The following is a 24,959-nucleotide window of genomic DNA, read 5'->3' as shown; positions in this document are numbered from 1 at the left end:
TGCAGGCAGAACCGCCGATAGCTTCGTCGATTAGATAACGTATAAATCGAGATATTCGTTTACGGGCATGTTTTCCAATAAGGTGCGGTCAAGGGAAACCGACAGGATTTTTCGTTGCTGAGTGTCAGGAAATTGCCGCGTCAGGTTGGTACTGAATTTTTTCAGTAGTAATGGGATGCCATCTTTGCGGCGGCGCGCATGTCCAATCGGGAACTCGACTTTCACTTCGTCAAACTGGCTGCCATCGTTAAATGTGATGGTCAAGGCGTTGGCAATCGAACGTTTCTCAGGGGCATGGTAATCACGGGTGAAATCGGGATTTTCAACACATATCATCTTTTCCCGCAAAGCATCAATGCGTGGATCGGCGGCCACATTATCCTCATAATCGGCCGCCGTCAGACGGCCAAACAATAATGGAATGGCGACCATGTATTGGATGCAGTGATCTCTGTCCGCCGGATTATTCAATGGGCCCTGTTTATCAATAATTCGGATACAGGCTTCGTGGGTACGGATAGTGATTTGGGCAATGTCTTCGACCTGCTTACCTGCCGCTTTCAATTGCTGGTGCAGAGTCATGGCCGCTTCTACGGCCGTTTGTGAGTGGAATTCGGCAGGGAAAGCGATTTTAAACAGCACGTTTTCCATCACATACGCGCCATAAGGACGTTGGAATTTGAACGGTTGCCCATTGAACAGAACATCATAAAATCCCCACGTTTTTGCCGTTAATACTGAGGGATAGCCCATCTCGCCTTTTTGCGCCATCAGCGCCAGTCGCACGGCACGGGAAGTGGCATCACCGGCAGCCCAGGATTTGCGGGAACCCGTGTTAGGGGCATGGCGATAGGTTCTCAGGGATTGTCCGTCCACCCAAGCGAGCGAAACGGCACTCAGTATTTCTTCACGCGCTAAACCCAACATCTGGGCGACAACCGCTGTTGAAGCGACTTTAACCAACACCACGTGATCCAGACCGACTTTATTGAACGCATTTTCCAATGCCAGACAGCCCTGAATTTCATGGGCTTTAATCATGCCGGTCAGCACATCTTTTATGGTCAGTGGTTGTTTTCCATTAGCGACTGCCGTTCGAGACAGCCAGTCGGCGATGGCAAGAATTCCCCCAAGGTTGTCCGATGGATGCCCCCATTCTGCCGCTAGCCAAGTATCGTTGAAATCCAGCCAACGGATCAGGGTGCCAATATTAAAGGCGGCCTGAACTGGATCGAGTTGGAACTGAGTTCCCGGTACGCGCGCACCGTTCGGAACCACGGTACCCGGTACAATCGGCCCCAATAATTTTTTGCAGGCGGGATATTCCAGTGCTTCCAGCCCACAGCCCAGCGTATCCAGAAAACAGTAATGGGCTGTTTCGTAGGCAACGGGGGATGTTATGGTGTAGTTCATGACATAATCCACAATATCCACAATCACTTGATCGTAATCAGGGCGGTTGTTGACAACAGAGGTAGACATAACCAATCCTTCTTAAAAATCGAATAAAACATGAATACAAAAAACACCGCATAAAATAGTGCTACTTACGCTGGTCAATCGGTGTAAACGGCAGGTTCTCAGGGCCGGTGTAGTTGGCTGAAGGGCGAATAATTTTGTTATCAATGCGTTGTTCAATAATGTGAGCCGCCCAGCCAGCAGTACGGGCAATCACAAACAGTGGGGTAAACATGGCGGTAGGGATCCCCATCATGTGATAAGACACCGCCGAGAACCAATCAAGGTTCGGGAACATTTTTTTGTTATCCCGCATTACAAACTCAATGCGCTCTGCAATGTCAAACATCTGAGTTGTGCCCACTTCCTTGGAAAGACGCAGGGAAATCTCTTTAATCACCTTGTGGCGCGGGTCGGAGACGGTATAAACCGGATGACCAAAGCCAATAATGACTTCTTTTCTTTCCAGCCGGCTAAGGATATCGGCTTCGGCTTTGTCGGGAGAGTCATAACGCTGCTGGATTTCGAATGAAACTTCATTGGCACCGCCATGTTTTGACCCGCGTAAGGCGCCAATTCCACCGATAATAGCGGAGTACGTATCTGATCCTGTGCCGGCAATCACTCGGCTGGTAAATGTCGAAGCATTGAATTCATGTTCGGCATACAGGATCAAAGAGCTATGCATTGCCTTTTCCCATGAATCCCGCGGTTTTTGACCATGCAAGAGATGCAGGAAATGCCCGCCGATGGAATCATCATCAGTTTCAACGTCAATCCGACGTCCGTTATGGCTGTAGTGATACCAATAAAGCAGGATAGAGCCGAGGGATGCCAGCAGACGATCTGCGATATCACGGGCGCCGGTAAGGTTATGATCTTCTTTTTCCGGTAGGGTACAACCAAAGACAGAAACGCCCGTGCGCATCACATCCATCGGATGGGCGACCGCAGGCAAAGTTTCCAGTGCTGATTTGACACTGCTTGGCAGGCCACGCAAGGCTTTTAGTTTGGTTTTGTAAGCGGCCAGTTCTGCGCGGGAAGGGAGCCTTTCATGGACGAGCAGATAAGCAATTTCTTCGAATTCACAGTGAGCGGCTAAATCGAGAATATCATAGCCGCGGTAATGTAAATCGCTGCCGTTTTTTCCAACGGTACAGAGCGCTGTATTACCGGCAGTCACGCCAGACAGGGCCACGGATTTTTTCGGTTTAAATGTTGCCGCTTCAGGAGATCCAGTCATCGTATTCTGTTTACTCATGAGTATCACCTCTGGTTTTTCTGGGAAAACAGGGCATCCAATTTCTGTTCAAAATCGTAATAATTAATGCTTTCATAAAGTTCATTACGGGTTTGCATCAGCTCGATCACGTTTTTCTGTGTGCCGTCACGGCGGAGTGTAGTGTAGACCTGCTCTGCGGCTCGATTCATCGCCCGAAATGCAGAGAGCGGGTAAAGCGCGATAGCGACGTCTACGCGACCTAATTCTTCGGTCGTAAAGAGTGGAGTGGCACCAAACTCGGTGATATTGGCCAATATGGGAACCTGCGTTCTTGCGGCAAATACCTGATACATTTGCAACTCTGTTATCGCCTCTGGAAACAACATATCTGCACCGGCGGCAATATAAGCCTCGGCTCTGTCGAGAGCGGCTTCCAACCCTTCCACCGCCAGTGCATCTGTGCGCGCCATAATCACAAAATGCTCATCGGTGCGGGCATCAACGGCAGCTTTGATACGATCGACCATCTCCTCTTTGGAGACAATTTCTTTATTTGGACGATGCCCACAACGTTTGGCACCTACCTGATCTTCAATATGGATACCCGCAGCACCTGCTTTAATAATAGAACGAACGGTGCGGGCGACATTAAATGCCGAAGAACCAAAACCGATATCGGCATCCACCAGTAGCGGTAAATCGCATACATCGGTGATGCGACGAATATCGGTCAGCACATCATCCAGCGTTGAGATGCCCAGATCCGGCAGACCTAACGAACCTGCTGAAACGCCGCCACCAGAAAGATAAATGGCTTTGTAGCCCGCTCGTTTCGCCAGCAACGCATGGTTTGCATTGATAGTTCCGACCACCTGTAACGGAGATTCGGCCTCTATTGCCCGGCGAAAAGCCAGACCAGCAGAAGAAAATGCCATATATAACTCCATTGTTACTAAAATGAAACTAATTCGTATTGAATTGTTATTTGAGCAAGATTTGTGCCAATGGTTGAAAAACAGGGTGCGAATCGGAGATGTGTAATAGAAGGTGTTGATATTTTTTGTTTTAAATTAATGGAATAGCGCTATTCGTGCTTGTTGCATGATAACTGTACATCTATTAGGCATAATGTATACTTGTTTCATATTGAATCAATAATGTTTCATTTTTGTTTCAATTCTGAAAAAATGAAACATTGTGGCGAGCTTATCAAAAATCGAAAAGAACAAGAGGGGGGAACAAATGGCGTCAGGACACACAGGGGAGCGTGATAACAACAAACCGGTTATCTGGACAGTATCGGTTTCCCGGCTTTTTGATCTTTTTCGTGACATCACGCCGGAATTTGATCATCAGGCTGATATCACACCGATTAATCTTGGTTTTGAACAGGCGGTTCAGCATATTCGTAAACGTCTGGAAACGGAGCACTGTGATGCCGTGATTTGCGCGGGCTCGAATGGTGCCTATTTAAAAAGTCGTTTATCCGTGCCGGTGATTATCGCCAAATCCAGTGGTTTTGATTTCATGCAGGCACTGGCGCGCGCGAGGCAAATCAGCGCCCGGATTGGCGTCATCACTTATCAGAATACCCTGCCAGCATTAGAAGAATTTCAGCAGCGTTTCAACCTGCGGATTGAACAGCGCAGCTATGTGACGGAAGAAGATGCCAGAGCGCAGGTCAATGCGCTGAAAGCCGTAGGTATCAAGGTTATTGTGGGCGCAGGGCTGATTACCGATCTGGCTTATGAAGCCGAGCTGGTGGGGGTGTTTCTCTATTCTGCCGATACTATCCGGCAGGCATTTCATGATGCGCTGGAAATGGCCAGAATGACCAAACTCAATCTGGTGTCGAGTTCGCCTTATCCTACGGAGGATAAGTTACGCATTCGTCATACGCTCAACGATATTAGAGGTGATTCCGCTGCGGTGGAGCATGTACGTAACACGATTATGCTGTATGCCCGCTCGACGGCCACGGTGTTGATTCAAGGGGAAAGTGGTACGGGGAAAGAGCTGGTGGCGCAGGCCATTCATCATGAATACAGCCTGCGTTATGGACAGTCTGTGGGTAAACATCCGCGTCCCTTTGTTGCGGTCAACTGTGGTGCCATTACCGAGTCATTACTGGAAGCAGAGCTGTTTGGCTATGAAGAAGGCGCTTTCACGGGCTCCCGCCGAGGGGGGCGGGCGGGTTTGTTTGAAATCGCGCACAGAGGAACGCTGTTTCTGGATGAAATCGGCGAAATGCCATTGCCACTGCAAACGCGGTTATTGAGGGTGCTGGAGGAAAAATCCGTCGTCAGGGTCGGGGGATATCGTCCGATTGCCGTTGATGTTCGGATCATTTGTGCCACCCATTGTGATTTAGATACGTGGGTGCGAGAAGGGCGCTTCCGGGCAGACCTCTTCTACCGCTTGAGTGTGCTGCGAATTAATGTTCCGGCATTACGTGAAAGAGGGAGTGATATTGGGCTGCTGGCCGTGGAGTATCTGCGGCGGGCATTTGCAGCGCTTAACTTGCCTGTTTCATCGTCAAGGATACGGGAGCTCTCTGCTTGTCATGCAGCGCTGCAATCTTACCATTGGCCGGGTAATGTGCGGGAACTGCGTAATTTGATGGAGAGGATTGCACTATACTTAAGTGCCCACCCCGAACAGACATTGACACCGGCCTTGATCTTATCGCTTTCACCTGAGCGGCAGACTGATATCGGTTCGGTGAAGAACAACGCGAAAACTTCCGAGATTGAATCTCCTTCTTCAATGGCGGTTTCTTCCTCTGTCCATGATATTGTGGCGAGATTTGCGGGTAATCGACAGGCGGCGGCAGAATATCTGGGAATTAGCCGCACGACGTTATGGCGGAGGTTAAAGCAAGAGCCGGGGAAAGATTAAATGGAAAAACCTTATTGGAATAGGCTCCTTATTGACTAATATTGTGATAACTATCACCAATGTGACATTTTTGAAATGCAATATATTCCTGTGGTATCCAACCTGCTTCTCCGGACTTTTTGTGAGCCAAAAACCAGCCATTGAGTGATTTCTCCAGATACAGACATTCTCCTACTTTCACTGTCAATTCATGGGCGATGTAATTTTCATTGCATATTGCTTTGTTTGCATGGGTGAAGCTTAGAATTTGCTGAGGAACCCACCCACTTATATTTGAGGCATTTGTTGTCCAAATCCAGTAAGGGTATTCAATGTCACTGTGACTGATTGAGACGATATCTCCAGCCTGTAACCTGATTGGATTTGGGAAAGCGCTGAAGTAATTACAGGTAACAATGCCTTTTCTAAGCATTTCTTCTCCACATTTTCACTAATTTAGTCGCTGGAATGATAATGAGTAATTATACATTGAATTTTATTATATCGGTATGTTATTTTTGACATGGTTTTGGAAAAATAAATATAAATAAAAAACAAAGGTAACTTATTTAGCTGTGAAATTATAAAAATAAATATATTATTAATAGAGTGATGAGTGTATTGCTGATTTATCACATTATGGATATTTATAATAAATAAGGATTGTTCTTTTCTACAGTCCATAATGAGTGTTATGTTAATAACAATGAAAATGCTAAGGTTTATGAGGTTAATTGTTTTTAAGTGATGTGGTAAATTATATTCATTATAGTGCCATAATACAACGATAATATGAAATCATTAATCTAAATATGATTGGTAAGTAATGTGTTTTAAACATAATTGAGTATTATTTTATCATGATCAATTTATTTTGTCGTGAGACGCTTTTTGAGGTTTGGCTTCTATATTGTTTTGCTATTATTTAGTCCGTAAGCAGCTTATAAGTGAAGAGTAGATCCAGTGTTATGTTGGTCGCGTATAAAAATAGGCTAATACCATTAACTAATGAGGGTACTATAATGAAAATGATTGATATATTGATGGCTATAAGGACTGAAGATATTATTAATGACTATGGCAAGCTTAGCAAAGACATTAATAAACCTGTTTCACTTCATCCTTCAGTCGTTTATGACAAATATATCCGCATTTTACCTGAAGATGAAAAAGTTGTTTCAATTGATGATGTAGGGGATATTGTTATTAAAGCCAATGTTGGCGACATGATCCGATTTAATGGAATTACGTTAAATAATAATCCCATGTACTCTATCTCTGTATTGAAATTTGTGCCAATGGCAGAGAAAATGATTCAGGAAGATGTAGTTAAAATGATGGATCTACCTAAAGTAGAACATTATATTAAAATGATGCCTGTCATGAAAATGGATAATCCATTAGACGTAGACATGCAAAAAATTAGAAGCTACTACTGGATGATTGAAGTCAATGAATTGCCTTATCATGGTAGCGTGCGTGTGATGTACTATGAATGTATTATCGGAATATATAAAGAAGGTGTTCTGCAAGGCTATGTAGCGATAGAACCCGGTATTGTTCTGGATAATAAATAATTTCTCTTTAGCAAGAAAATTTTAATTTGATTTAGCTTTTAGAGGTCGCGCGATGCGCGACCTTTTTGCTTATTTATTGAATATAGTCGTCTATTTTCTGGTATTTTCGGTCTCATAAATAGAGGATAATTCGGTTACGTATTAAAAATGTGTATTATGAATTTCATTGTATTTCATCATATGCTCTCAACACATTAAATACACAACCCAAATAGGTGTACACGATAAAGTTCGTAGCAATAGAGGTAATCTACACGAATGTCGTGCATTTAATGCACGACATTATAAGCTAACTCAGAGAGATATAAAAAACAGTAAAGTAGTGCTGGAGAAAAAATTTCAACTAAAATAAAAACGATAGAAATTAATAGCGATGATACTATAGTTTTTTTAAATTTTCTGTCTGAAATGAAAAAATAACTAACTATAGAAAATAATAAAAAAAAGACAGAGAATTTAATTACCATTAATAAAATGAATGTCATTCCCTTTTCCGAGCAAAAAAACTATCCCGCCTGTTTGCACTGGCGGAAGCGAAAGAGAGTGGCAACCTGAAACGCTATCTTCATTCAATAAATAGCCAATAGAGGAGATTAACGATTAGTTGGGTGGATTGGGAGAATTGTGGTCAGATGTTGGGGGATTCGGTGTGGGATTTGGGGCAGGGGGAGGCGGAAGGGGCGTAAAGAACCGCCCCAAAATAATCGGATATTCAGCTAATGTAATCGCATCATTATGCCGATCTATACCATCCCATCAACATAATATACGTGTTGGTAATATCGATTGCTTCTCCGTTACCAGTGTTTGATGTTGCACCTGATATGGTGTGGGTATGACTACCAATATCAACTTCATGTTGATGAGCTCCATCAGTACTGGTGTTATATTTATAATTATCCCAATCAGAGGAGTGGGAGCCATAATTATTATTCGTATTATCATAAACTCCATATCGTGCTTTATCTGTATCGGTATATGCTTCTCCCCAACCACTATCATGAAAATGCTCACCGGCGCTATTCGTTGTTTTTGTTCCATAATCAAATGGGTCTGTTGTGGCTGAGAATGAGTGATTATGAGCAGGTATTTGTGCAGCGCTCAAAGTGATTGAGTCATTCCCTCCTGTTGATAAAACGTCTGAACCATTTAGAGATGCCAATCTGATAGTTTTATTTTCGCCAATATATTTCCAAGTTGTACCAGGGAATAGGTTGTTGGGGTTTTTATTTTGCGCAAACCATAAAACAATACCGACAGGATATACTGTATCAATAGTTACCGCATTTTTTGCCCGTTCCACGGTTTCCGCTAATCCGATATTTTTCACAAATGTTTCTTTGTCAGGAATATCCGCCCCATTCCGATTTTTCTCTAATCGAGTATTGGCGTTATCATTTGAATTGCTAGCGTTTTTATTAGCAGTATTTGCCAAATCGCATGCAGCTTTAACTGCTTTTGGTGTTGCCGCATTAGTTTCGCTATCACTATCGACATCATTGCTTAGAATCACAAATCCTTTATCTTTAAGTGTTGCATCAGGATGATCACGGCTCTGGGCGTGATTTTGAATGGAGTCTTTGACATATTTTCTGGTCGGCACTATGACAACGTCATCTTCTTCTAAGGCTTTTGATTCAGGCTTCTTATCTTGAATGCTCATATTTATTCCCTCATTTAATCAACAACGTGTATTGCTAAATAACATGAAGGCGGGCTACTTCTCCGCCTGTGAACACTAATAAAAAGGTTCATCAATACCGGAGAGAACTTCTGATTAGGATGGCACGGAATGGTTGGTAGGGCATTAATAAAATCTATTTGTCTATGGCTGACTGATAAGACTTAGCATTTAAAGAGGATAATTCTCCCCTTTAATTTAAGATATTGATATTTATTATTTTTGTCAGAAAACCGGAATTCCTGTTCTGAGCGGGAATTACGTAAAGTCAACAAGTTATCTAAAGGCGGGATTTCTCACCTTTAACTCTTAAGTCTTTTGCATGGTGCGGGCATCCTTCCGTTTCAAACGGAGGCAGTTGTAGGGATTCCTTCAGTTTAAGGGCCTCCAATTTGAGAGACTCCCCTCTTTAAGAGGTTCAGTTTGAACACCAAAAATATTGGTATGCAAAATGATGAATACAATCTGAAGTTATCACCATAATTCAGCGATGCCCAGTTTTTTGCCGCAATGGCCACCGCTGCGTGCCAGTAACCCCGGCGTTTGATCAAAGAACTTACCCATTGGCTGAAGGGATCTGATTTATGCTCCACGCCAATCATCACAGAACGCGCTCCCTGAACCAGTAACGTGCGCAGATAACCATTGCCAGCTTTGGTGATTTTTCCCAAACGGGGCTTTCCTCCACTGCTGTACTGCGACGGCGTTAAACCCAGCCATGCTGCTAGTTGTCGGCCATTTTTAAAATCATGTCCATTACCAATACTGGCAACTAACGCACTGGCTGTTATCGGTCTCATGCCTTTGAATTTCATGATATTTTTTCTGCGTACATCCTGATTAATTATTTTTACCAGGATGCGATAGTAATCAGCAATCTTTAGTTCAAGATTGTCAATATGCCTGAGTAGGTCATCGACACATTGTCTGACCCAGCCCGATAGTGTTTCCCTGTGCTCTGTAACCAAGTGGCGCAGTTGCTTTGGTTACTCCCCATGATGGCACGGAAAATCAATACAGTAACTCAATCGAGGGGAAGTCCCTTTCATTCGATAAGTTCATTTTTTGATCTGGTTAGGGCGGTAAATCCTGAGGCTAGGTGCTATGAAGACCATTACATTCAATTCTTCCGGCGACGTCTGTGTCGCCTCAGAGTTCAAAAAATAAAGTATGCAACCTTTTCTGTTGCCCCTTGTATGTGTAACCAAGACCAAAATTAAATCTTTTTCGTCATGAGTATCGTTTCATAACCTTCATAAATACCAGAAATAGCTAAAAACTCTCCGGCTCAGATAAAACCTGCATTTTCATAAGCCGGTAACGCCTTTTGATTATTGCTGTCCGGATCGATGAGAAACATATCTGCTTTAGCGTCTATCGGTAAAACATTATGAATTCGTTGATTGCTATAGCAGCAAGTCCTTTTCCAAGGAAGTTCTCCTCTCAGTCAAAAATTCCATCAAAATAGGAGCTTTGTATTTTTCTACCTTTCATAAAGATATCGAGATCAACTCGATAGGCGTCACTGTTGTCCCAAAATTCTTGAACGTAAGGTTTATCTAACCAACTAAGAACTTGCTCCTTATGCTGCAATGTCGCTTTCTCAAATGAAATACTCATATTATTTATCTGTATAATTATCTAACATGCTCATCAGCCAGTTTAACCTATACCCTAACTGGGCGTCAGGATGATTGATACAAAAGCGTCAGAATAAGGTCAATAATCATAATGAAAAATATACAAATTAGAGAAAAAATGAAGCTGGAATTTAAACACCTGACGCAAATAAACATCGATGACATCATCGTACTCCATAACCACCCTGAGGTTTTGCGTCAAATGCCGCTTGGTAGCCCAAACTTCGACCATGAAAAGTGTTTGAAATGGGTAACACAAAAAGAAGCCCAATGGGCTCAGTATGGTTATGGACCGTGGGCATTTGTGATTGACAATAAATTTGCAGGTTGGGGAGGGCTTCAGTTTGAGGAAGGAGATGCAGATCTTGCTCTGGTACTACATCCTGATTATTGGGGGACAGGTAAGATAATCTATGACGAGATAGTCAGACGTGCATTTACTGAGATGAATTTAGAAACCATCACCATTTTACTTCCCCCTTCCAGAACAAGGATAAAAGGTATTTTTCGCTTAGGATTTCAGCCTGACGGAGAGGTTGAGTTAGATGGGGTTCGTTTTCTGCGTTTTCGTTTGTCTGGTTCTAGGATACTAATGTCAGGGTCCTAAGAGATCTACTGATTAATGAACAAATCTATCCTTAACGAATGAAAAGGACTTTCCCTCGATTGAGTTACTGTATTGATTTTCCGTGCCATCATGGGGAGTAACCAAAATATGACAGTAGCTTTCCTTCCCACCTCTCCTTCATCTCAGGCTTCTCCATTTTTTGGCAAAAAGTGTACATCAGCTAAATATCATCAAAAATTCTGAATATTTAAAAGCACTGTTTATGTGTACAGAAATACGTCAGTTTAGAGAGGGATTTTGACGGTGAATTTTTCGAACAAAATAACGATGTCTGTTCTTCGATATGAATTTTAGAGGGAGTGATCTGAAGGGTAAATCAGACCCAAAACAGGCAAAAATGGCGTGTGTTTTTGTTACACTTTTTTACAAATGGAAATACATTAGTTGCAAACAAAAACACCTCAGAGGGGGAATCTGAGGTGTTTCGATTTTAACTTCACGTGCATTTTACGTGCACTTTGAAGTCCTTTTACTGTCATGGTAGTGTCCCATCAACTTTGCTAACTGACTGTTTTTCAAGTTGTTGTCCTGACACTGACCCACCAAATTTGGTGGAGCTGGCGGGAGTTGAACCCGCGTCCGAAATTCCTACATCCTCGGTACTACATGCTTAGTCTAGTCTTTACATTCGCTTGCCAGCTGCGGACAGACACGCCACTAACAAACTAGCCTGATTGGATTTAACGCTTCAACCCCAGGCAGGGCATCCACGCGATCTCTTTTGGGTTTGACCTCTCTTGATCCCCGTCCTAAGAGCGGAGGCTAGGGAGAGAGGGCTCTAAGCAGGTTATTAAGCTGCTAGTGCGTAGTTTTCGTCGTTTGCGACTATTATTTTGCGGCTTTTAACGAGGCCAACCGCCCCTCGGCATGCACCTTGGGTTTCGCGAATCCCGTCGAATCCAGAATCAGCCCCAAGTATGTTAAAAGCAAGTATATCAGAATATTGGATGATAATGCCAGTGATTAACGCCCTGAATTCTTCATTATTCTTTCTTTGTCTACTTTCCACTCACGTTCTTTGATATCTGAACGTTTATCATGCGCTTTTTTACCTTTCGCAACGCCAATTTTGATTTTGCTCCAAGCGTTCTTCCAGTACATGGAAAGCGCAACGATTGTATAACCTTCGCGATTGACTCGACCATATAGTGAATCAAGTTCGCGCTTGTTAAGGAGTAATTTGCGTGACCGTGTCGGATCACAAACTATATGGGAAGAAGCGACATTTAATGGTGTGATTGTGGCACCAAAAAGATAAGCATCACCATCTTTGAGCAAAACGTAACTCTCACTGATGTTTGCCTTGCCAGCGCGTAGTGATTTTACTTCCCAACCTTGTAGCGATAAGCCAGCTTCGAATTCTTCTTCGATGAAGTATTCATGGCGGGCTCGCTTATTCATGGCAATTGTTGCCGAACCGGGTTTGTGTGCTTTTTTCTTTGTCATAATGCGTTGTATTATACTGTATGCGTTAATGAAAGAAATCTCTTCTGAGTGATATTTAGCAATAAATGCATATTTATTGTTCCAAACGCCATCAGGTTTTTATTTAACCACATTTAAATGATACTATTCAGTGCTGTTACGTTTTACAGGAAATGATATGCCACAGATTAGTCGCTCTGCGTTAGTACCTTACAGCGTGGAACAAATGTACAAATTGATCAACGATGTAAAGTCTTATCCGGATTTTTTACCGGGATGTGTGGGTAGCAGTGTAATAAGTCGTAGTAATAATGAGATGACGGCTGCTGTTGAGGTCTCCAAGGCAGGGATCAGTAAGACGTTCGTGACGCGCAATACGTTATCTGATAATAAAAGTATCAGTATGCAGCTTGTTGATGGGCCTTTTCGAAAGCTGATGGGCGGGTGGCATTTTACCCCACTTAGCGAGGATGCCTGTAAAGTTGAGCTACATCTCGACTTTGAGTTTACCAACAAGTTGATTGAGTTGGCTTTTGGTAAGGTGTTTAAGGAATTAGCTGGTAATATGGTTCAGGCTTTTACCCAACGTGCGCGTGAGGTTTACAGTGTCTGATATCAATGTCGAAGTCGTTTATGCTCTGCCTGAACGGCAATATCTTTGTAATGTGAAAGTACCTCAGGGATCGACTATCGAACAGGCGATTGTCGCATCTGGTCTTTTGACATTACGTAGTGATATCGATTTGACTAAGAATAAAATCGGCATTTATAGTCGCCCGGCTAAATTGTCCGATACGATGGAAGAAGGGGATCGTGTAGAAATTTATCGTCCCCTTCTTGCCGATCCAAAAGAAATGCGTCGTAAACGGGCTGAACGAGCTAAAAATAGCACTCAATAACATTTATTCCGATATCTATTTATTCGCCAGATGCATTACTGGCGAATAAATAAAATTCCGCGTTTTACTGATCCTCTGGCAGAGCTTTTTCATTCTTGATATCAGTCAATACACCATTACTATCAAAGGTGAGTGTCAATGTTTCTTGTGTGGCCTTCTTATGGCCTGGCTGCTCACGGAATATGTAGTACCAAATTTGACTTCCAAACGGATCGGTCAGCATTGGTGTTCCCAAAGTGTAAGCGACTTGTTGTTGAGTCATTCCTTTGTGGATTTTTGATACCGCAGCCGGTGTCAGGTAATTCCCTTGATTAATATCAGGACGATAAACAACTCGCTCAAACATGGAGCAACCCGCAGTCAGCATAACAAGTGATACGGTAGCGGCAGTCAACAATTTACAGCGCATAGTAATTACATTCCTTTAGGAGTAAGGCCGTCGATGATAATAAACATTGAAGAGATTGAAAACCTTTCAGCGTTTTACCTATGACTTCAAGTATACAAAAAAGTTGTATTAATTTATGCCGCTAATAGCTCTTTTGCATTGGCCAGCGTGTTTTTTGTGACTTCATTACCGGCCAGAAGCCGCGCCAGCTCTTGGAGTCGGGATTTTTTGTCCAATAATTGCATTTGGGTTTCTGTTTCTTCCCCGTCGGTTTGTTTGTTGACATAAAAGTGTTGATGCCCACATCCTGCGACTTGCGGTAAATGTGTTACGCACATAACTTGGGTCGATTCTCCCAATTCACGCAGCAGGCGGCCAACGATCGCCGCTGTTGGGCCACTGATACCGACATCCACTTCGTCGAAGATTAATGCAGGCGTTTCCATTTTCTTGGCTGTAATGACCTGAATAGCCAGTGCCATACGGGAAAGTTCGCCACCAGAAGCAACTTTTGCCAGTGATTGATGAGGCTGTCCCGGGTTTGTTGTTACGTTAAACTCAACTTTGCTGGCACCATCAATATTTAAATGCTCGGGTTCAAATGTGAGGTCAATGGTAAAACGCCCATGAGGCATGGAGAGTTGATGTATGCTGTTGGTGATCAGTTGGCTTAATTCTACAGCATATTGTTGGCGAACCTGATGTAGCTTTTCTGCCACATTGAGCGCTTGTTGATAATGCAGGCTGACGAGTTCACTGAGATGGGCGCAATCATCTTCCTGCTGGGAGAGCTGATGTTGCTCTTCCATAAGTTGTTGGTGCAGGGCAGGCAGTTCTTCTGGCTTAACGCGATGTTTACGAGCCATGCTGATTTGTTGCGAAATTTTCTGTTCCAATTCAAACAGGCGGTTAGGGTCTAATTCCAGTAGATCACTGTAATGACGTAATTCATCACTGACTTCATTAATTTGAATGGCGGCTTCTTCCAGCATGTTAAGCAGTTCGTTGAATTTGTGATCCATGCTGGCCAGTTCAGTCAGTTCGTTTCGTGCGTAATTCAGAAGGCTGACAATGTTCTGCTCATCATTATCATTTAAGATCTGGAGAACGTTCTGACTGACAGAGAGAAACTGCCCGCAATTTGCCAGCCGCTTATATTCGCTATCCTGTTCTTGGTATTCACCGACTTGTGGTGCCAGTTCGTTTAGTTCTTTCAAGTGATATTCGAGTAACTGCTGGCGAGAGCGGCGTTCAAGAGCCTGCTGTTGAAATTGGACGAGTGCCTGACAGCTTTGCCGCCATTGTTGGTAAGCCTGCTTCATTTCATACTGCAGTTCAAATTCGCCAGCGTAAATGTCCAGTAAACGCCTTTGGTGACGGTTTTCTAAAAGTAATTGGTGGGCATGTTGCCCATGGATTTGGATTAGATGTGAACCTAATTCACGTAGCTGGGAAAGGGGGACAGCCGTGCCATTGATAAAACCACGGGAGCGCCCATCAGCGGTAATCGTGCGCCGCAACAGGCACTCATTGTCGTCATCACGACTTTCATCAAGCTGGTGGGCTTCAAGCCATTTACGGGCAGAAGGCGCATCCGCCAATGAAAAACGGGCACAGATGTCAGTACGGGTAGCACCAGCACGAACCATATTGGCTTCGCCTCGATTGCCAAGGCATAAGCCCAGCGCATCAATGGCGATGGATTTACCTGCGCCGGTTTCCCCTGTGATTGCTGTCATTCCTGAGCGGAAATCAATTTCCAGTTCGCGAACGATAGCAAAATTACTGATGGTTAACTGAGTCAGCATCGCGTTCCTCCTACCTTTCCTGTATATAAAAACATGTCTGTACTTTCACACAGTATAAACTGGTTTTTTATACAGTAAAGTGGGAGGCCTACGTTTTTAGAACATTTTTTTCGACCAACCCAGCTTCGTACTCAGTGTATTGAAATAGTTGTAATCTTTCGGGTGTATCAAGTGCAGGTTATATTCACTGCGTTTGATAATGACTTCTTCACTGTCCTGGATCGGCAACACGATCTGGCTATCACAGCTTACTTCATAGTCATTGCTGTTCCGGGAGAATTTCAGACGAATGCTGCTTTCGCTGCTGATAACAAGAGGGCGCGCTGAAAGCGTGTGTGGAAACATCGGTACCAGCACAATGGCGTTCAAGTTTGGTGTCAATATTGGCCCACCAGCAGACAACGAGTAGGCTGTTGAGCCTGTGGGGGTCGCAATGATTAAGCCATCTGAGCGTTGGGAAAACGCAAAACGCTCATCAATATAAACTTCGAAGTCAATCATGTGAGCGACTTTGCCCGGATGCAGCACGACTTCATTCAGTGCCGTACTGCGCCGTGATTTCTGTCCCTTTTTCGTGACTTGAGCTTCCAGTAGGAAACGTTTTTCGTCTCGATATTCTCCATTGAGTACTTCGGAAAGCTGCTGCAAGGCATTATCGGGATCTAAATCCGTCAGAAAGCCTAAATTGCCACGGTTAATGCCAATCACTTTGATGTCATAGCGTGACAATACTCTGGCAGCTCCCAGCATGTTGCCATCGCCGCCAACAACAATCACCAGATCAGCTATTTTGCCGATTTCGGTCAATCCTCCAGTCTGAACACCTTTTAAACCAATGTCTCTAGCAACTTGTCTATCCATGATGACGTAGTATCCTTTGGATATCAGCCAGTGATAAAGCATTTCATGGGTGGCCAGCGCTTCAGGGTGACGTGGACGGCCGACAATACCGATGCATTTGAATTCGTTATTCATTGCTGTTGTTTCCTTCAGCATATGGTTTTGCCCTCACAATATGATTGTTCCCTTGAATCCCTTGTTTTGATCCCCATAATAAGCGGGAGTAGCGCAAATAATACAAAATACGCGGAGATATTCATGAGTAGTAAAGACCAAAAAGTACCTGACGAGCAAGTCTCAGAAAATACAGAAAATGTATTTGAGCAACAAATGGATGCAGAAAAGGCAGACACGCCAGAGACTGAGAGCATTGTTGACCCGCGTGTTGCCGAGTTGGAAGAACAGCTAAAACAGGCTCAAATTGGCGAACGCGATGCAATGTTACGTGCTCGTGCTGAAGTGGAAAATATCCGTCGTCGCACAGAACTGGATATAGAAAAAGCACATAAATTCGCACTGGAACGTTTTGCCAATGAACTTCTGCCCGTGATCGACAATCTGGAACGTGCACTGGAAGCGGTTGATCGCTCTAATGACGCGCTGTTGCCAATGATTGAAGGCGTTGAGTTAACATTGAAATCATTCACTAATGCTGTAGGTAAATTCGGCATTGAAGTGGTGGGTGACACTAATGTTCCTTTCAATCCTGAAGTACATCAGGCGATGACCATGATGGAATCCGATCAACATGAACCCAATCACGTTATGTTAGTGATGCAGAAAGGTTATACCTTGAATGGTCGTTTATTGCGCCCTGCAATGGTTGCTGTTTCTAAATAAAAATTACGCTATCTTGTGATTACAATGCCGCCATACACAGGGCGGCATTTTTGTGGTTATTCTATTGTCACTCAGGCAGTGTGGGATACCAATCAATTGGCGTCAATCCTTGATCTTCCAGCAGGCTGTTTGCCTGTGAAAAATGTTTGCATCCCAGAAAACCGCGATGGGCTGATAAAGGCGAAGGGTGTGGTGCTTTCAGGACATAGTGCTGTTGGGTATTGATGAAGTGTCCTTTTTTCTGGGCATGGGAACCCCAAAGTAGGAAAATGACGCCGCGACGATGTTCATTGATTGCCGCAATGACTTTGTCAGTGAAGATTTCCCAGCCTAAATTAGCATGTGAATGTGCATTGCCACGTTCAACGGTCAGCACCGTATTGAGCAGCAATACGCCTTGCTTTGCCCAACTGACCAAGCAGCCATGATTAGGGCGGCTAAACCCAGCAATATCCGATTCCAGCTCCTTATACATGTTGACAAGAGAAGGTGGTGCAGGAATACCAGGCTGTACTGAGAAGGCCAGACCGTGGGCCTGATTTGGGCCGTGGTAAGGATCTTGCCCCAAAATCACGACTTTTACATCGGACAGTTCAGTATAGCGGAATGCATTGAAAACATCCTGCTGTGGCGGATAAATCGTCTTTCCGGCCTTACGTTCATTGGCAACATAGGTCAATGTGTCAACGAAATAGGGCTGTGTTTTTTCATGGCCGATGACTTCGTGCCATGTGAGAGAGGCGGGCATCGCGAATCCCTTTCTATATGATTGTCAGATAGGCTTAAGCTTACCGATTCCCTTCGCATAGGGAAACCCTCTGATCTTCATCTGAAGCTAATTGATAGGATGAAATTCTGATTTTATAAATTATTTTGAAAATTTATAAAAATAATTTCGTGTTTTTCTCTCATAAAAAATCATTTACTGATATTCCTTTCATTATATATGGATATTAATTTTGTTAAATAAAAATTAAATTTGTTATTAATGTGTTACAGATCTCTGCCGATAGAGAGTTTAGGTTTGTTAATTATGCCTAACCTGAATAATCTGTAGGAGAGTTTTATGACTTTATCAATAAATGGCAGTTTTTTCAGTGAATTAGGGATTTATTCGTTACAGGGAAGTCCACTGCAGCTTCAATCGAGTTCTCCAGTCAAATCACCACCTGATAAGGCTGACGAGACCCATTCCACAACACAACCCACAACAATTTCGCTTTCAGAAAATACTCAGCAAAATAATAATCTTTATCAATCATTGGTTCGCGATCGGCATCTAAGTGCCATGGCATTACCTGAATTACATGCCAATGATATTGCAGGAAAACATTCTAAACGCATCGATTATGATCTGTCACTGGTCACCCGTGATGTTTACCGTATGAATAGCATGGGAATTGGTGATTATGTGCGTCTTACGAAAGATGAAATATCAAAAGCGGGCATTGATCCTGCTATCTTGGAGGATAGTTCAACAGGATTTCAGGCAGGCGTTTATCGAAATAAGGGCTTATATATCGTGTCATTTACTGGCTCGAACGAAATACAGGATTTCATGGCAAGTATTCGTCAAGGGCTTGGATTTAAAGAAGAGCAATATGGTCAGGCTGTAAAGTTGGCACAGGCAGCGTTAAAGGCATTCGGTGAAAATGTCATTTTCACGGGTCATTCAATGGGGGGAGGATTGGCATCTGTGGCGGCGCTGACAACAGGAAAACCCGCAGTTATTTTTAATGCTGCCGGTGTGTCAGATTCGACATTGAAAAGTATGGGGTTATCACCGGAAGCAAGTCGTGAAGTAGCAGAAAATGGGTTAATCCGGAATTATATTGTTGAACATGACTGGCTTGATAATCTGCAAAAAACCTTGCCAATTCCCCAGCCCATGGGAAATAAAATTCTGCTTGAATATGAATACGAACCGGAAGGGATATTGGATTCCATTTTTGCCTATCGGTATGCTTTTCACTCATTCAAGGCGCATTTTATGGAAGCTGTGCAGGAATTGCTAACCGTCCATAAACCTTGGTTGAATAAAGCAGGTGAAATGATAGCTGCCACTGGGGACAATATGCAAAACGAGGCTATTCCTATGCAAAAACAGGCTTTGAATACATGGGGGATGAATATGGATGAGGCCGAAATCAGTGAACAGTTAAGGGAAGAGCGTCATCAATTGGTTTCACAACAGCTTGAGAAGTATTATTCAGTATAATATTCGTACAAATGGAATGACGAGTAAGGCTGAATCCATTGTTTCTGTTTGTCAGAGATGATAAAGCGGGCTGTTTGCCCGCTTTTGCCAGTGAGATTAATCGTTGGTTGGTTCTGACGTTTCTGGTTTGGAGTCACCGGAAGGCGTGCGGCGTTTTCCAATATTTTTACTATCGCGATGACGAACTTTCACTCGTGTTTTCTTCGCTTCTTCTTCTACCTTTTTCTTCTCTTTACGTTTCTCCAGCACTTTCTTAGAAGGCTTATAGCTCTTTTTCTCACTGGGTGCTTTAGTTTGTGGGCGCAGTTCATCAACAACCCGTACTTTCAATGGTTCGTTGAGATAACGGGTGACTTTGCCAAGCAGTGGATGATCGTGAGACTCAACCAGTGCAATGGCGGTTCCCTTACGGCCTGCACGGGCAGTACGGCCAATCCGGTGCAGATAAACATCGGCAGTACGTGGTAAATCAAAGTTAAAGACGTGGCTGATATTTTCAATATCTAACCCGCGGGACGCAACATCAGTTGCAACCATAACGTTGACTCTGCCATCATTCAGTCGCTTGACGGCATCTGTACGTTTGGTCTGCACCATTTCACCTTCAAGAAAACAGGCCTGAATGCCTGCTTTATGTAGATAATCGACAATTTCACGCACGCGCTCGCGTTTGCGCACAAAAACAATCGATTTTGTTACATCAGGTTGCTGAAGAAGGTGACACAGTAAGGCGGTTTTATGCTCCAGATTATCGGCTCGATAATAGAATTGCTGAATTTTTTTGCGTTCACGACGAGAAGGTTCTGCATCGATCTCAACAGGATCGGTTAACAGGCGCTCTGCAAAATCACGGATGGTTTCGCCTTCTAACGTTGCGGAAAATAGCAACGTTTGTTTGCGCCAGCGTGTCTCACCGGCAATGGTCTCGACATCATTGGCAAACCCCATGTCCAGCATGCGGTCTGCTTCATCAAGGATCAGCGTTTCCACCGCACGGCAATCAAAATTTTCTTCTTTGATGTATTGCAGTAGGCGTCCTGTAGTTGCGACAACAATATCCTGATTCTCACTGAACACTTCTGCGTGATTCATGTAAGCAACACCGCCAGTGATTGTGGCGACATCCAGATTAGTATGAGCAGCAAGTGCTTGTGCCTGTTCTGCAACCTGCATTGCCAGTTCGCGGGTAGGGGTCAAAATCAAGATACGTGGTGGGCCGGATTTTTTACGTGGAAAATCCAGTAAATGCTGTAGAACTGGTAGCAGGTACGCAGCGGTTTTGCCTGTGCCAGTCGGCGCTGAACCAAGTACGTCACGGCCATCCATGGCAGGGGGAATGGCTTCAGCCTGGATTGCTGTCGGGCGTTCGTAGCCTTTTTCGTTGAGTGCATTAAGCAGGCATTCATCAAGTTCGAATTCGGAAAAGTTTGTCGCAGTCATCATATACCTCTATTTGGGTCGCCGATTATAAACAGGTTAGGCGTATTCTTCATCCTATAAAAATATCCTGTGGGCAGGGCGCTTTTATCCGTGGGCTATAAGATTTATGCTATGACCTATTTTAATTTCAATAGACATGATTCATGGGATTGATACATAAACCCGCTTTTCGCTGCGGTGGTTTTACATTTAAACAGTTTTTTGTTGGGCATGATAAATGTGCAATGAAAGTTGGGACGGATGGCGTGTTATTAGGCGCCTGGGCTCCGGTGGATAATCGGAAGAAATGTCTGGATATCGGTTGTGGCAGCGGTTTGGTTGCCTTGATGATAGCACAGCGTACTGATGATCATTCGGTTATTGATGCCGTGGAGCTGGATACTCATGCTGCGAGACAGGCAATCGAGAATGTGCAGGAATCCCCATGGGCTGATCGTGTTAAAGTGCATCAGCAGGATATTCATGATTTTACTCAGCAAAACCATTTGCAATATGATTTGATCGTGAGTAATCCGCCCTATTTTGAACCTGCCAACGCGTGCAGGAATGAGGCACGTAGTCAGGCGCGTTACACGGGATCATTGACGCATCGTGGATTATTGGATTGTGTTGAACACTTGATTAAGGCCACAGGGCTATTTTGTGTTGTATTACCCTATAACATCGGCGAGACATTTGAGCAAATGGCGGCAGAACGGGGGTGGTTTACTCATCATCGTGTCAATATTCGTGATAGGCAGGATAAGCCGCTGCATCGCTTGTTGCTGGCATTTTCTCGACAAGGGCAGGAAACTCAGGTGAGTGAATTGACCATTCGTGCCTCAGATGGCGTATATTCAACTGAGTTTCGTCAGTTAATAACAGATTTTTATCTTTATTATTAACAAGGTTACTATCAATAGAGTAATGATGTGGGTTTTATTACGCAATGAAATGAATCGTTCTTTTTTCTTGTTTTAAAATCGTATTCCCTGGGAAATAGAGACTATGATTTGTACTATACATAAAAGGTGAGATACGAAATAACAGGTGGTTGTAAGATAAAATTACGATCAAAGTTGAACTTCACACGAAATAGAGACTCAAAGTCATGCTTGTTCGGGAAGCAAGACATCATGGCTGGCGTAATTAAGTATAAATGTGGAGTTTTACCTCAGGAGAGTGAGCCTCGGATGAGCGAGCAGTTAACGGATCAAATGCTGGTCGAACGGGTACAAAAGGGCGATCAGAAAGCATTTAATTTGCTGGTGATAAAATATCAGCACAAAGTGGCGAGCCTGATTGCTCGTTACGTACCTCAAGGCGACGTTCCTGATGTTGCTCAAGAGGTGTTTATCAAGACTTATCGTGCGCTTTATTCTTTCCGGGGTGATAGTGCTTTTTATACGTGGTTGTACCGTATTGCTGTTAATACTGCGAAAAACTATTTAGTTGCTCAGGGGCGTCGCCCACCATCCAATGACTTGGATGCCAACGATGCAGAAAATTATGATACGTCAAGTTCATTAAAAGAAATTTCGAACCCTGAGAACTTAATGTTGTCTGAAGAACTAAAGGAAGTGGTTTTCCGTACCATCGAATCGCTCCCGGATGATTTGCGGGTAGCGATTACGCTCAGAGAGTTGGACGGGTTAAGCTATGAAGAAATAGCCGACATCATGGAGTGTCCTGTCGGGACTGTCCGTTCACGAATCTTCCGGGCAAGGGAAGCCATTGATAATAAAGTCCAACCGCTGATTCAACAGTAGTGGGACAAAACAATATTGAAGGGTACTTTGGCATGCAAAGAGAGAAACTTTCCGCATTAATGGATGGCGAAGCTCTTGATAGTGAAGTCGTTCGTTTGATCGCTGAAGACACTGTGATGCAGAAACAGTGGGAAAGATATCACCTCATCCGTGACACATTGCGTGGTGATGTAGGTGATGTATTACATTTGGATATCGCGAGCCGAGTCGCATTGGCGCTTGAAAAAGAGCCGATTCATATCAATCCAGCCGCTATTCCAGAATCTCAGCCAAAACCTGAAACATGGCAGAAAATGCCGTTCTGGAACAAAATTCGCCCGTGGGCGAGCCAGATGACACAAGTCGGCATTGCTGCGTGTGTATCACTGGCGGTGATTATTGGAGTCCAGCAATATAACAGCGATGGCAGTGTTGACGCGGATACACAATCTGATACGCCAGTCTTCAATACATTGCCTGTTATGGGTTCCGCTTCACCTGTCGGTTTAGCTGCGCCTGTAGATGATGAAGCTTTAGGCAGTGATTTGAACATGCAAGTGCGGGAAAGCAATAAACGTATTGATGCTATGCTACAACAGTATGAACTTTCCCGGCGCATTCATTCAGAACAAAACCAGAGGCTGCCACTGGCTGATAATACTCAGTCTGTGGGAGCAAAAACACAACAGGCTCCACAGCAATAATGAAACGTATCTGAGAAGTTAATGAAACATATTTGTTTTTTCATCTTCTTGTTGGCGGGTAGCCTGTTCAATCCTTTGAAAGCCTCGGCGCAGCAAAGCGGCACCGAGGCTTTGTTACAGGGTATGGGAAATGCCGTACAAACTCTGAATTATGAGCTTGCTTTCATTAATTTAGAGCGAGAACTTCTGATCCCCCTGCGTTACCGCCATGCTATTATCGATGGTCAACCCATTGCTCAAATCATACAGATGGATGGATCGCGCCGCGAAATTATCCAACGCGGTAACCAAATCAGCTATTACGAGCCAGGCCTGGATTCTTTTAGTCTACGTGGCAACCACATTGTGGATTATTTTCCACCGATTATTTTTGCGGATTTCTCGCGATTACAGAAGTACTATCGCTTCATTGATGCGGGCAGTACCCATGTTGGTGATCATCCTGTGTACTTTGTTCGTATCATATCGAAAGATGAAACTCGTTATAATTATAACCTGTTGATTGATGCAAAAAGTCATCTTCCCTTGCTGATTGATCTGTTGGACAAGGATCATAATATTGTTATTGAGCAATTCCGCGTGGTGTCATCAACAGTGAATGACAGTATAAAAAAAGATCTGATTGCTATTGTCGATTTGAAATTACCGCCAATGCTGGCTATTTCGCCGTCTGAAAAAGTAAAATTCGATTGGCAGGTGGGGAAAATACCTGAAGGTTTCAAAGAAATTTCCCGTAATAGACTCAAACTATCAGAAACAGAATCGTTGGAATCCATCATGTATAGTGATGGACTGTTTCAATTTTCTGTAAATGTGGCCGATGCAGGTAAAGAAGTAGTCAATAAACAACCATTTCGACAAGGTCGGCGAACGGTTTATACTTTGGTCAGAGGTAAAAATACCATTGCAATCGTTGGCGAACTGCCTTTCGCAACCGCCAAGCAGATTGTAACAAGTGTGACGTTTACGGGAGATCATTGATGGTTAAAGAATGGGCGACGGTTGTCCGTTGGCAAAAAGGTCGCGCACTATTGCGTTATGGCTCATCTTCAGGTTGTGGCAGTTGTCAGGCCAACGCCGTCTGTGGCTCTTATTTATTGGAAAAACTGGGGCCAGAGAATATTCATCAGTTAGAACTGGAAATTTCTCAACCTCTTCAACCTGGTCAAAAAGTAGAAGTGGGTATACCTGAAAGTAGCTTACTGCGTTCAGCAATGTTAGTTTATTTGACCCCATTATTAGGGTTGTTCTTAGGTGGCTTGCTCTTCCAATATTGGGTAACTGACCAGTTATGGGTAGTTATGGGAGGCGTTGTCGGCGGGGTTACTGGTTTCTTCTTTGCCCGCAAGATAGCTAAGTATTGGGATAATCAGCAAGCGTACCAGCCCGTTGTGTTACAAATTGGTTTACCTCCTGATACGATTAAGGTTCTACAGCAGGAATAATCTGCTTTACCATTAACAGCTCTCACTTTCTGGTCATACTGAAAACCACAGGCATGACTAGGTTTTCGCAGGTTTGGCATGTAGAATACGCCTCTTTGGCCAGTGGCCAAACCTATAAACTGTCGCTTTATGTCCATCTGTG

The 24,959-nt window shown here is 43.7% G+C and carries 24 protein-coding genes, 1 other RNA gene and 1 pseudogene; 12 read left to right on the top strand and 14 right to left on the bottom strand.

What is annotated here, in order from left to right:
- Window positions 1–30 precede the first annotated feature (30 nt).
- From PSI22_RS13035 to prpB, 3 genes are all read right to left on the bottom strand, one after another.
- Window positions 31–1,482 (bottom strand): bifunctional 2-methylcitrate dehydratase/aconitate hydratase, encoded by a 1,452-nt coding sequence (locus tag PSI22_RS13035; protein ID WP_273580122.1) that lies wholly within the window; start codon window positions 1,480–1,482, stop codon window positions 31–33.
- 61 nt (window positions 1,483–1,543) lie between these two features.
- The gene (gene prpC, locus PSI22_RS13030; protein ID WP_273580136.1) at window positions 1,544–2,701 is read right to left on the bottom strand and encodes a bifunctional 2-methylcitrate synthase/citrate synthase; all 1,158 of its coding nucleotides are present in this window, start codon (window positions 2,699–2,701) and stop codon (window positions 1,544–1,546) included.
- A 23-nt stretch (window positions 2,702–2,724) separates the two neighbouring features.
- Window positions 2,725–3,615 (bottom strand): methylisocitrate lyase, encoded by an 891-nt coding sequence (gene prpB / locus PSI22_RS13025; RefSeq protein ID WP_273580121.1) that lies wholly within the window; start codon window positions 3,613–3,615, stop codon window positions 2,725–2,727.
- 307 nt (window positions 3,616–3,922) lie between these two features.
- Here prpB and prpR point away from each other — a divergent pair, with 307 nt between their 5' ends.
- Window positions 3,923–5,578 carry a propionate catabolism operon regulatory protein PrpR gene (gene prpR, locus PSI22_RS13020; protein WP_273580120.1) on the top strand — a complete coding sequence of 552 codons (1,656 nt, stop codon included), beginning with the start codon at window positions 3,923–3,925 and terminating at the stop codon, window positions 5,576–5,578.
- A 28-nt stretch (window positions 5,579–5,606) separates the two neighbouring features.
- On the opposite strand, the gene PSI22_RS13015 is transcribed toward prpR, so the two are convergent.
- Window positions 5,607–5,990, bottom strand: a complete 384-nt coding sequence (locus PSI22_RS13015; RefSeq protein ID WP_273580119.1) for an SH3 domain-containing protein — start codon at window positions 5,988–5,990, stop codon at window positions 5,607–5,609.
- Between the two features lie 589 nt (window positions 5,991–6,579).
- On the opposite strand from PSI22_RS13015, the gene PSI22_RS13010 reads away from it, so the two are divergent.
- Window positions 6,580–7,134, top strand: a complete 555-nt coding sequence (locus PSI22_RS13010) for an AidA/PixA family protein (RefSeq protein WP_273580118.1) — start codon at window positions 6,580–6,582, stop codon at window positions 7,132–7,134.
- Between the two features lie 733 nt (window positions 7,135–7,867).
- Here the strand turns inward: PSI22_RS13010 and PSI22_RS13005 are convergent.
- From PSI22_RS13005 to PSI22_RS12995, 3 genes and pseudogenes are all read right to left on the bottom strand, one after another.
- Window positions 7,868–8,797, bottom strand: a complete 930-nt coding sequence (locus PSI22_RS13005) for a tail fiber protein (protein WP_273580117.1) — start codon at window positions 8,795–8,797, stop codon at window positions 7,868–7,870.
- 482 nt (window positions 8,798–9,279) lie between these two features.
- Window positions 9,280–9,792, bottom strand: a pseudogene (locus PSI22_RS13000) (transposase); the annotation flags it as partial.
- Between the two features lie 466 nt (window positions 9,793–10,258).
- A complete protein-coding gene (locus PSI22_RS12995; RefSeq protein ID WP_273580116.1) occupies window positions 10,259–10,435 on the bottom strand; it encodes a hypothetical protein in 177 nt (58 codons plus the stop codon).
- 111 nt (window positions 10,436–10,546) lie between these two features.
- Here PSI22_RS12995 and PSI22_RS12990 point away from each other — a divergent pair, with 111 nt between their 5' ends.
- Window positions 10,547–11,062 (top strand): GNAT family N-acetyltransferase, encoded by a 516-nt coding sequence (locus tag PSI22_RS12990; RefSeq protein WP_273580115.1) that lies wholly within the window; start codon window positions 10,547–10,549, stop codon window positions 11,060–11,062.
- Window positions 11,063–11,632: 570 nt separating this feature from the next.
- Here the strand turns inward: PSI22_RS12990 and ssrA are convergent.
- Together ssrA and smpB are read right to left on the bottom strand one after the other, a co-directional pair.
- Window positions 11,633–11,996, bottom strand: a transfer-messenger RNA (tmRNA) gene (gene ssrA, locus PSI22_RS12985).
- A gap of 50 nt (window positions 11,997–12,046) precedes the next feature.
- Window positions 12,047–12,529 carry an SsrA-binding protein SmpB gene (gene smpB, locus PSI22_RS12980; RefSeq protein ID WP_238099107.1) on the bottom strand — a complete coding sequence of 161 codons (483 nt, stop codon included), beginning with the start codon at window positions 12,527–12,529 and terminating at the stop codon, window positions 12,047–12,049.
- 157 nt (window positions 12,530–12,686) lie between these two features.
- Here smpB and PSI22_RS12975 point away from each other — a divergent pair, with 157 nt between their 5' ends.
- Together PSI22_RS12975 and PSI22_RS12970 are read left to right on the top strand one after the other, a co-directional pair.
- A complete protein-coding gene (locus PSI22_RS12975; RefSeq protein WP_038187003.1) occupies window positions 12,687–13,121 on the top strand; it encodes a type II toxin-antitoxin system RatA family toxin in 435 nt (144 codons plus the stop codon).
- On the top strand, window positions 13,114–13,407 hold the full coding sequence (locus tag PSI22_RS12970) for an RnfH family protein (protein WP_273580114.1): 294 nt from the start codon (window positions 13,114–13,116) through the stop codon (window positions 13,405–13,407). Before PSI22_RS12975 ends, PSI22_RS12970 begins: the two co-directional genes overlap by 8 nt.
- A gap of 64 nt (window positions 13,408–13,471) precedes the next feature.
- On the opposite strand, the gene bamE is transcribed toward PSI22_RS12970, so the two are convergent.
- The 3 genes from bamE to nadK form a co-directional block, all read right to left on the bottom strand.
- Window positions 13,472–13,816, bottom strand: coding sequence for an outer membrane protein assembly factor BamE (bamE, locus tag PSI22_RS12965; protein ID WP_038186998.1), 345 nt, complete (start codon window positions 13,814–13,816; stop codon window positions 13,472–13,474).
- Between the two features lie 113 nt (window positions 13,817–13,929).
- A complete protein-coding gene (gene recN, locus PSI22_RS12960) occupies window positions 13,930–15,603 on the bottom strand; it encodes a DNA repair protein RecN (protein ID WP_273580113.1) in 1,674 nt (557 codons plus the stop codon).
- Window positions 15,604–15,699: 96 nt separating this feature from the next.
- Complete coding sequence (nadK, locus tag PSI22_RS12955) at window positions 15,700–16,578, bottom strand: NAD(+) kinase (protein ID WP_273580112.1); 879 nt, start codon at window positions 16,576–16,578, stop codon at window positions 15,700–15,702.
- Window positions 16,579–16,701: 123 nt separating this feature from the next.
- On the opposite strand from nadK, the gene grpE reads away from it, so the two are divergent.
- A complete protein-coding gene (gene grpE / locus PSI22_RS12950) occupies window positions 16,702–17,283 on the top strand; it encodes a nucleotide exchange factor GrpE (protein WP_012989541.1) in 582 nt (193 codons plus the stop codon).
- A gap of 67 nt (window positions 17,284–17,350) precedes the next feature.
- Here the strand turns inward: grpE and ung are convergent, their stop codons facing one another.
- Window positions 17,351–18,031, bottom strand: coding sequence for a uracil-DNA glycosylase (ung, locus tag PSI22_RS12945; RefSeq protein WP_273580111.1), 681 nt, complete (start codon window positions 18,029–18,031; stop codon window positions 17,351–17,353).
- 318 nt (window positions 18,032–18,349) lie between these two features.
- Between ung and PSI22_RS12940 the strand changes: the two genes are divergently transcribed.
- Complete coding sequence (locus PSI22_RS12940; protein WP_273580110.1) at window positions 18,350–19,501, top strand: Tle-like phospholipase domain-containing protein; 1,152 nt, start codon at window positions 18,350–18,352, stop codon at window positions 19,499–19,501.
- A 96-nt stretch (window positions 19,502–19,597) separates the two neighbouring features.
- Here the strand turns inward: PSI22_RS12940 and srmB are convergent, their stop codons facing one another.
- Window positions 19,598–20,941: an ATP-dependent RNA helicase SrmB gene (srmB, locus tag PSI22_RS12935; RefSeq protein WP_038186989.1), complete on the bottom strand. Its 1,344-nt coding sequence runs from the start codon at window positions 20,939–20,941 to the stop codon at window positions 19,598–19,600.
- A gap of 143 nt (window positions 20,942–21,084) precedes the next feature.
- On the opposite strand from srmB, the gene trmN reads away from it, so the two are divergent.
- The 5 genes from trmN to rseC all read left to right on the top strand — a co-directional run bounded on the left by trmN (window position 21,085) and on the right by rseC (window position 24,817).
- Entirely contained in the window at window positions 21,085–21,825 is a 741-nt protein-coding gene (gene trmN / locus PSI22_RS12930) for a tRNA(1)(Val) (adenine(37)-N(6))-methyltransferase TrmN (protein ID WP_273580109.1), read from the top strand.
- Between the two features lie 288 nt (window positions 21,826–22,113).
- A complete protein-coding gene (gene rpoE, locus PSI22_RS12925) occupies window positions 22,114–22,689 on the top strand; it encodes an RNA polymerase sigma factor RpoE (protein ID WP_273580108.1) in 576 nt (191 codons plus the stop codon).
- 32 nt (window positions 22,690–22,721) lie between these two features.
- Entirely contained in the window at window positions 22,722–23,372 is a 651-nt protein-coding gene (gene rseA / locus PSI22_RS12920) for an anti-sigma-E factor RseA (RefSeq protein WP_273580107.1), read from the top strand.
- A gap of 21 nt (window positions 23,373–23,393) precedes the next feature.
- Window positions 23,394–24,353, top strand: a complete 960-nt coding sequence (gene rseB / locus PSI22_RS12915; RefSeq protein ID WP_273580106.1) for a sigma-E factor regulatory protein RseB — start codon at window positions 23,394–23,396, stop codon at window positions 24,351–24,353.
- Window positions 24,353–24,817, top strand: a complete 465-nt coding sequence (gene rseC / locus PSI22_RS12910; protein WP_273580105.1) for a SoxR-reducing system protein RseC — start codon at window positions 24,353–24,355, stop codon at window positions 24,815–24,817. The genes rseB and rseC overlap by 1 nt, the downstream gene beginning before the upstream one ends.
- The last annotated feature ends 142 nt before the right edge of the window (window positions 24,818–24,959 follow it).

Source organism: Xenorhabdus aichiensis (genome assembly GCF_028598775.1).
GTDB lineage: Bacteria > Pseudomonadota > Gammaproteobacteria > Enterobacterales > Enterobacteriaceae > Xenorhabdus > Xenorhabdus bovienii.
This window is presented reverse-complemented; position numbering and strand designations above follow the sequence as displayed.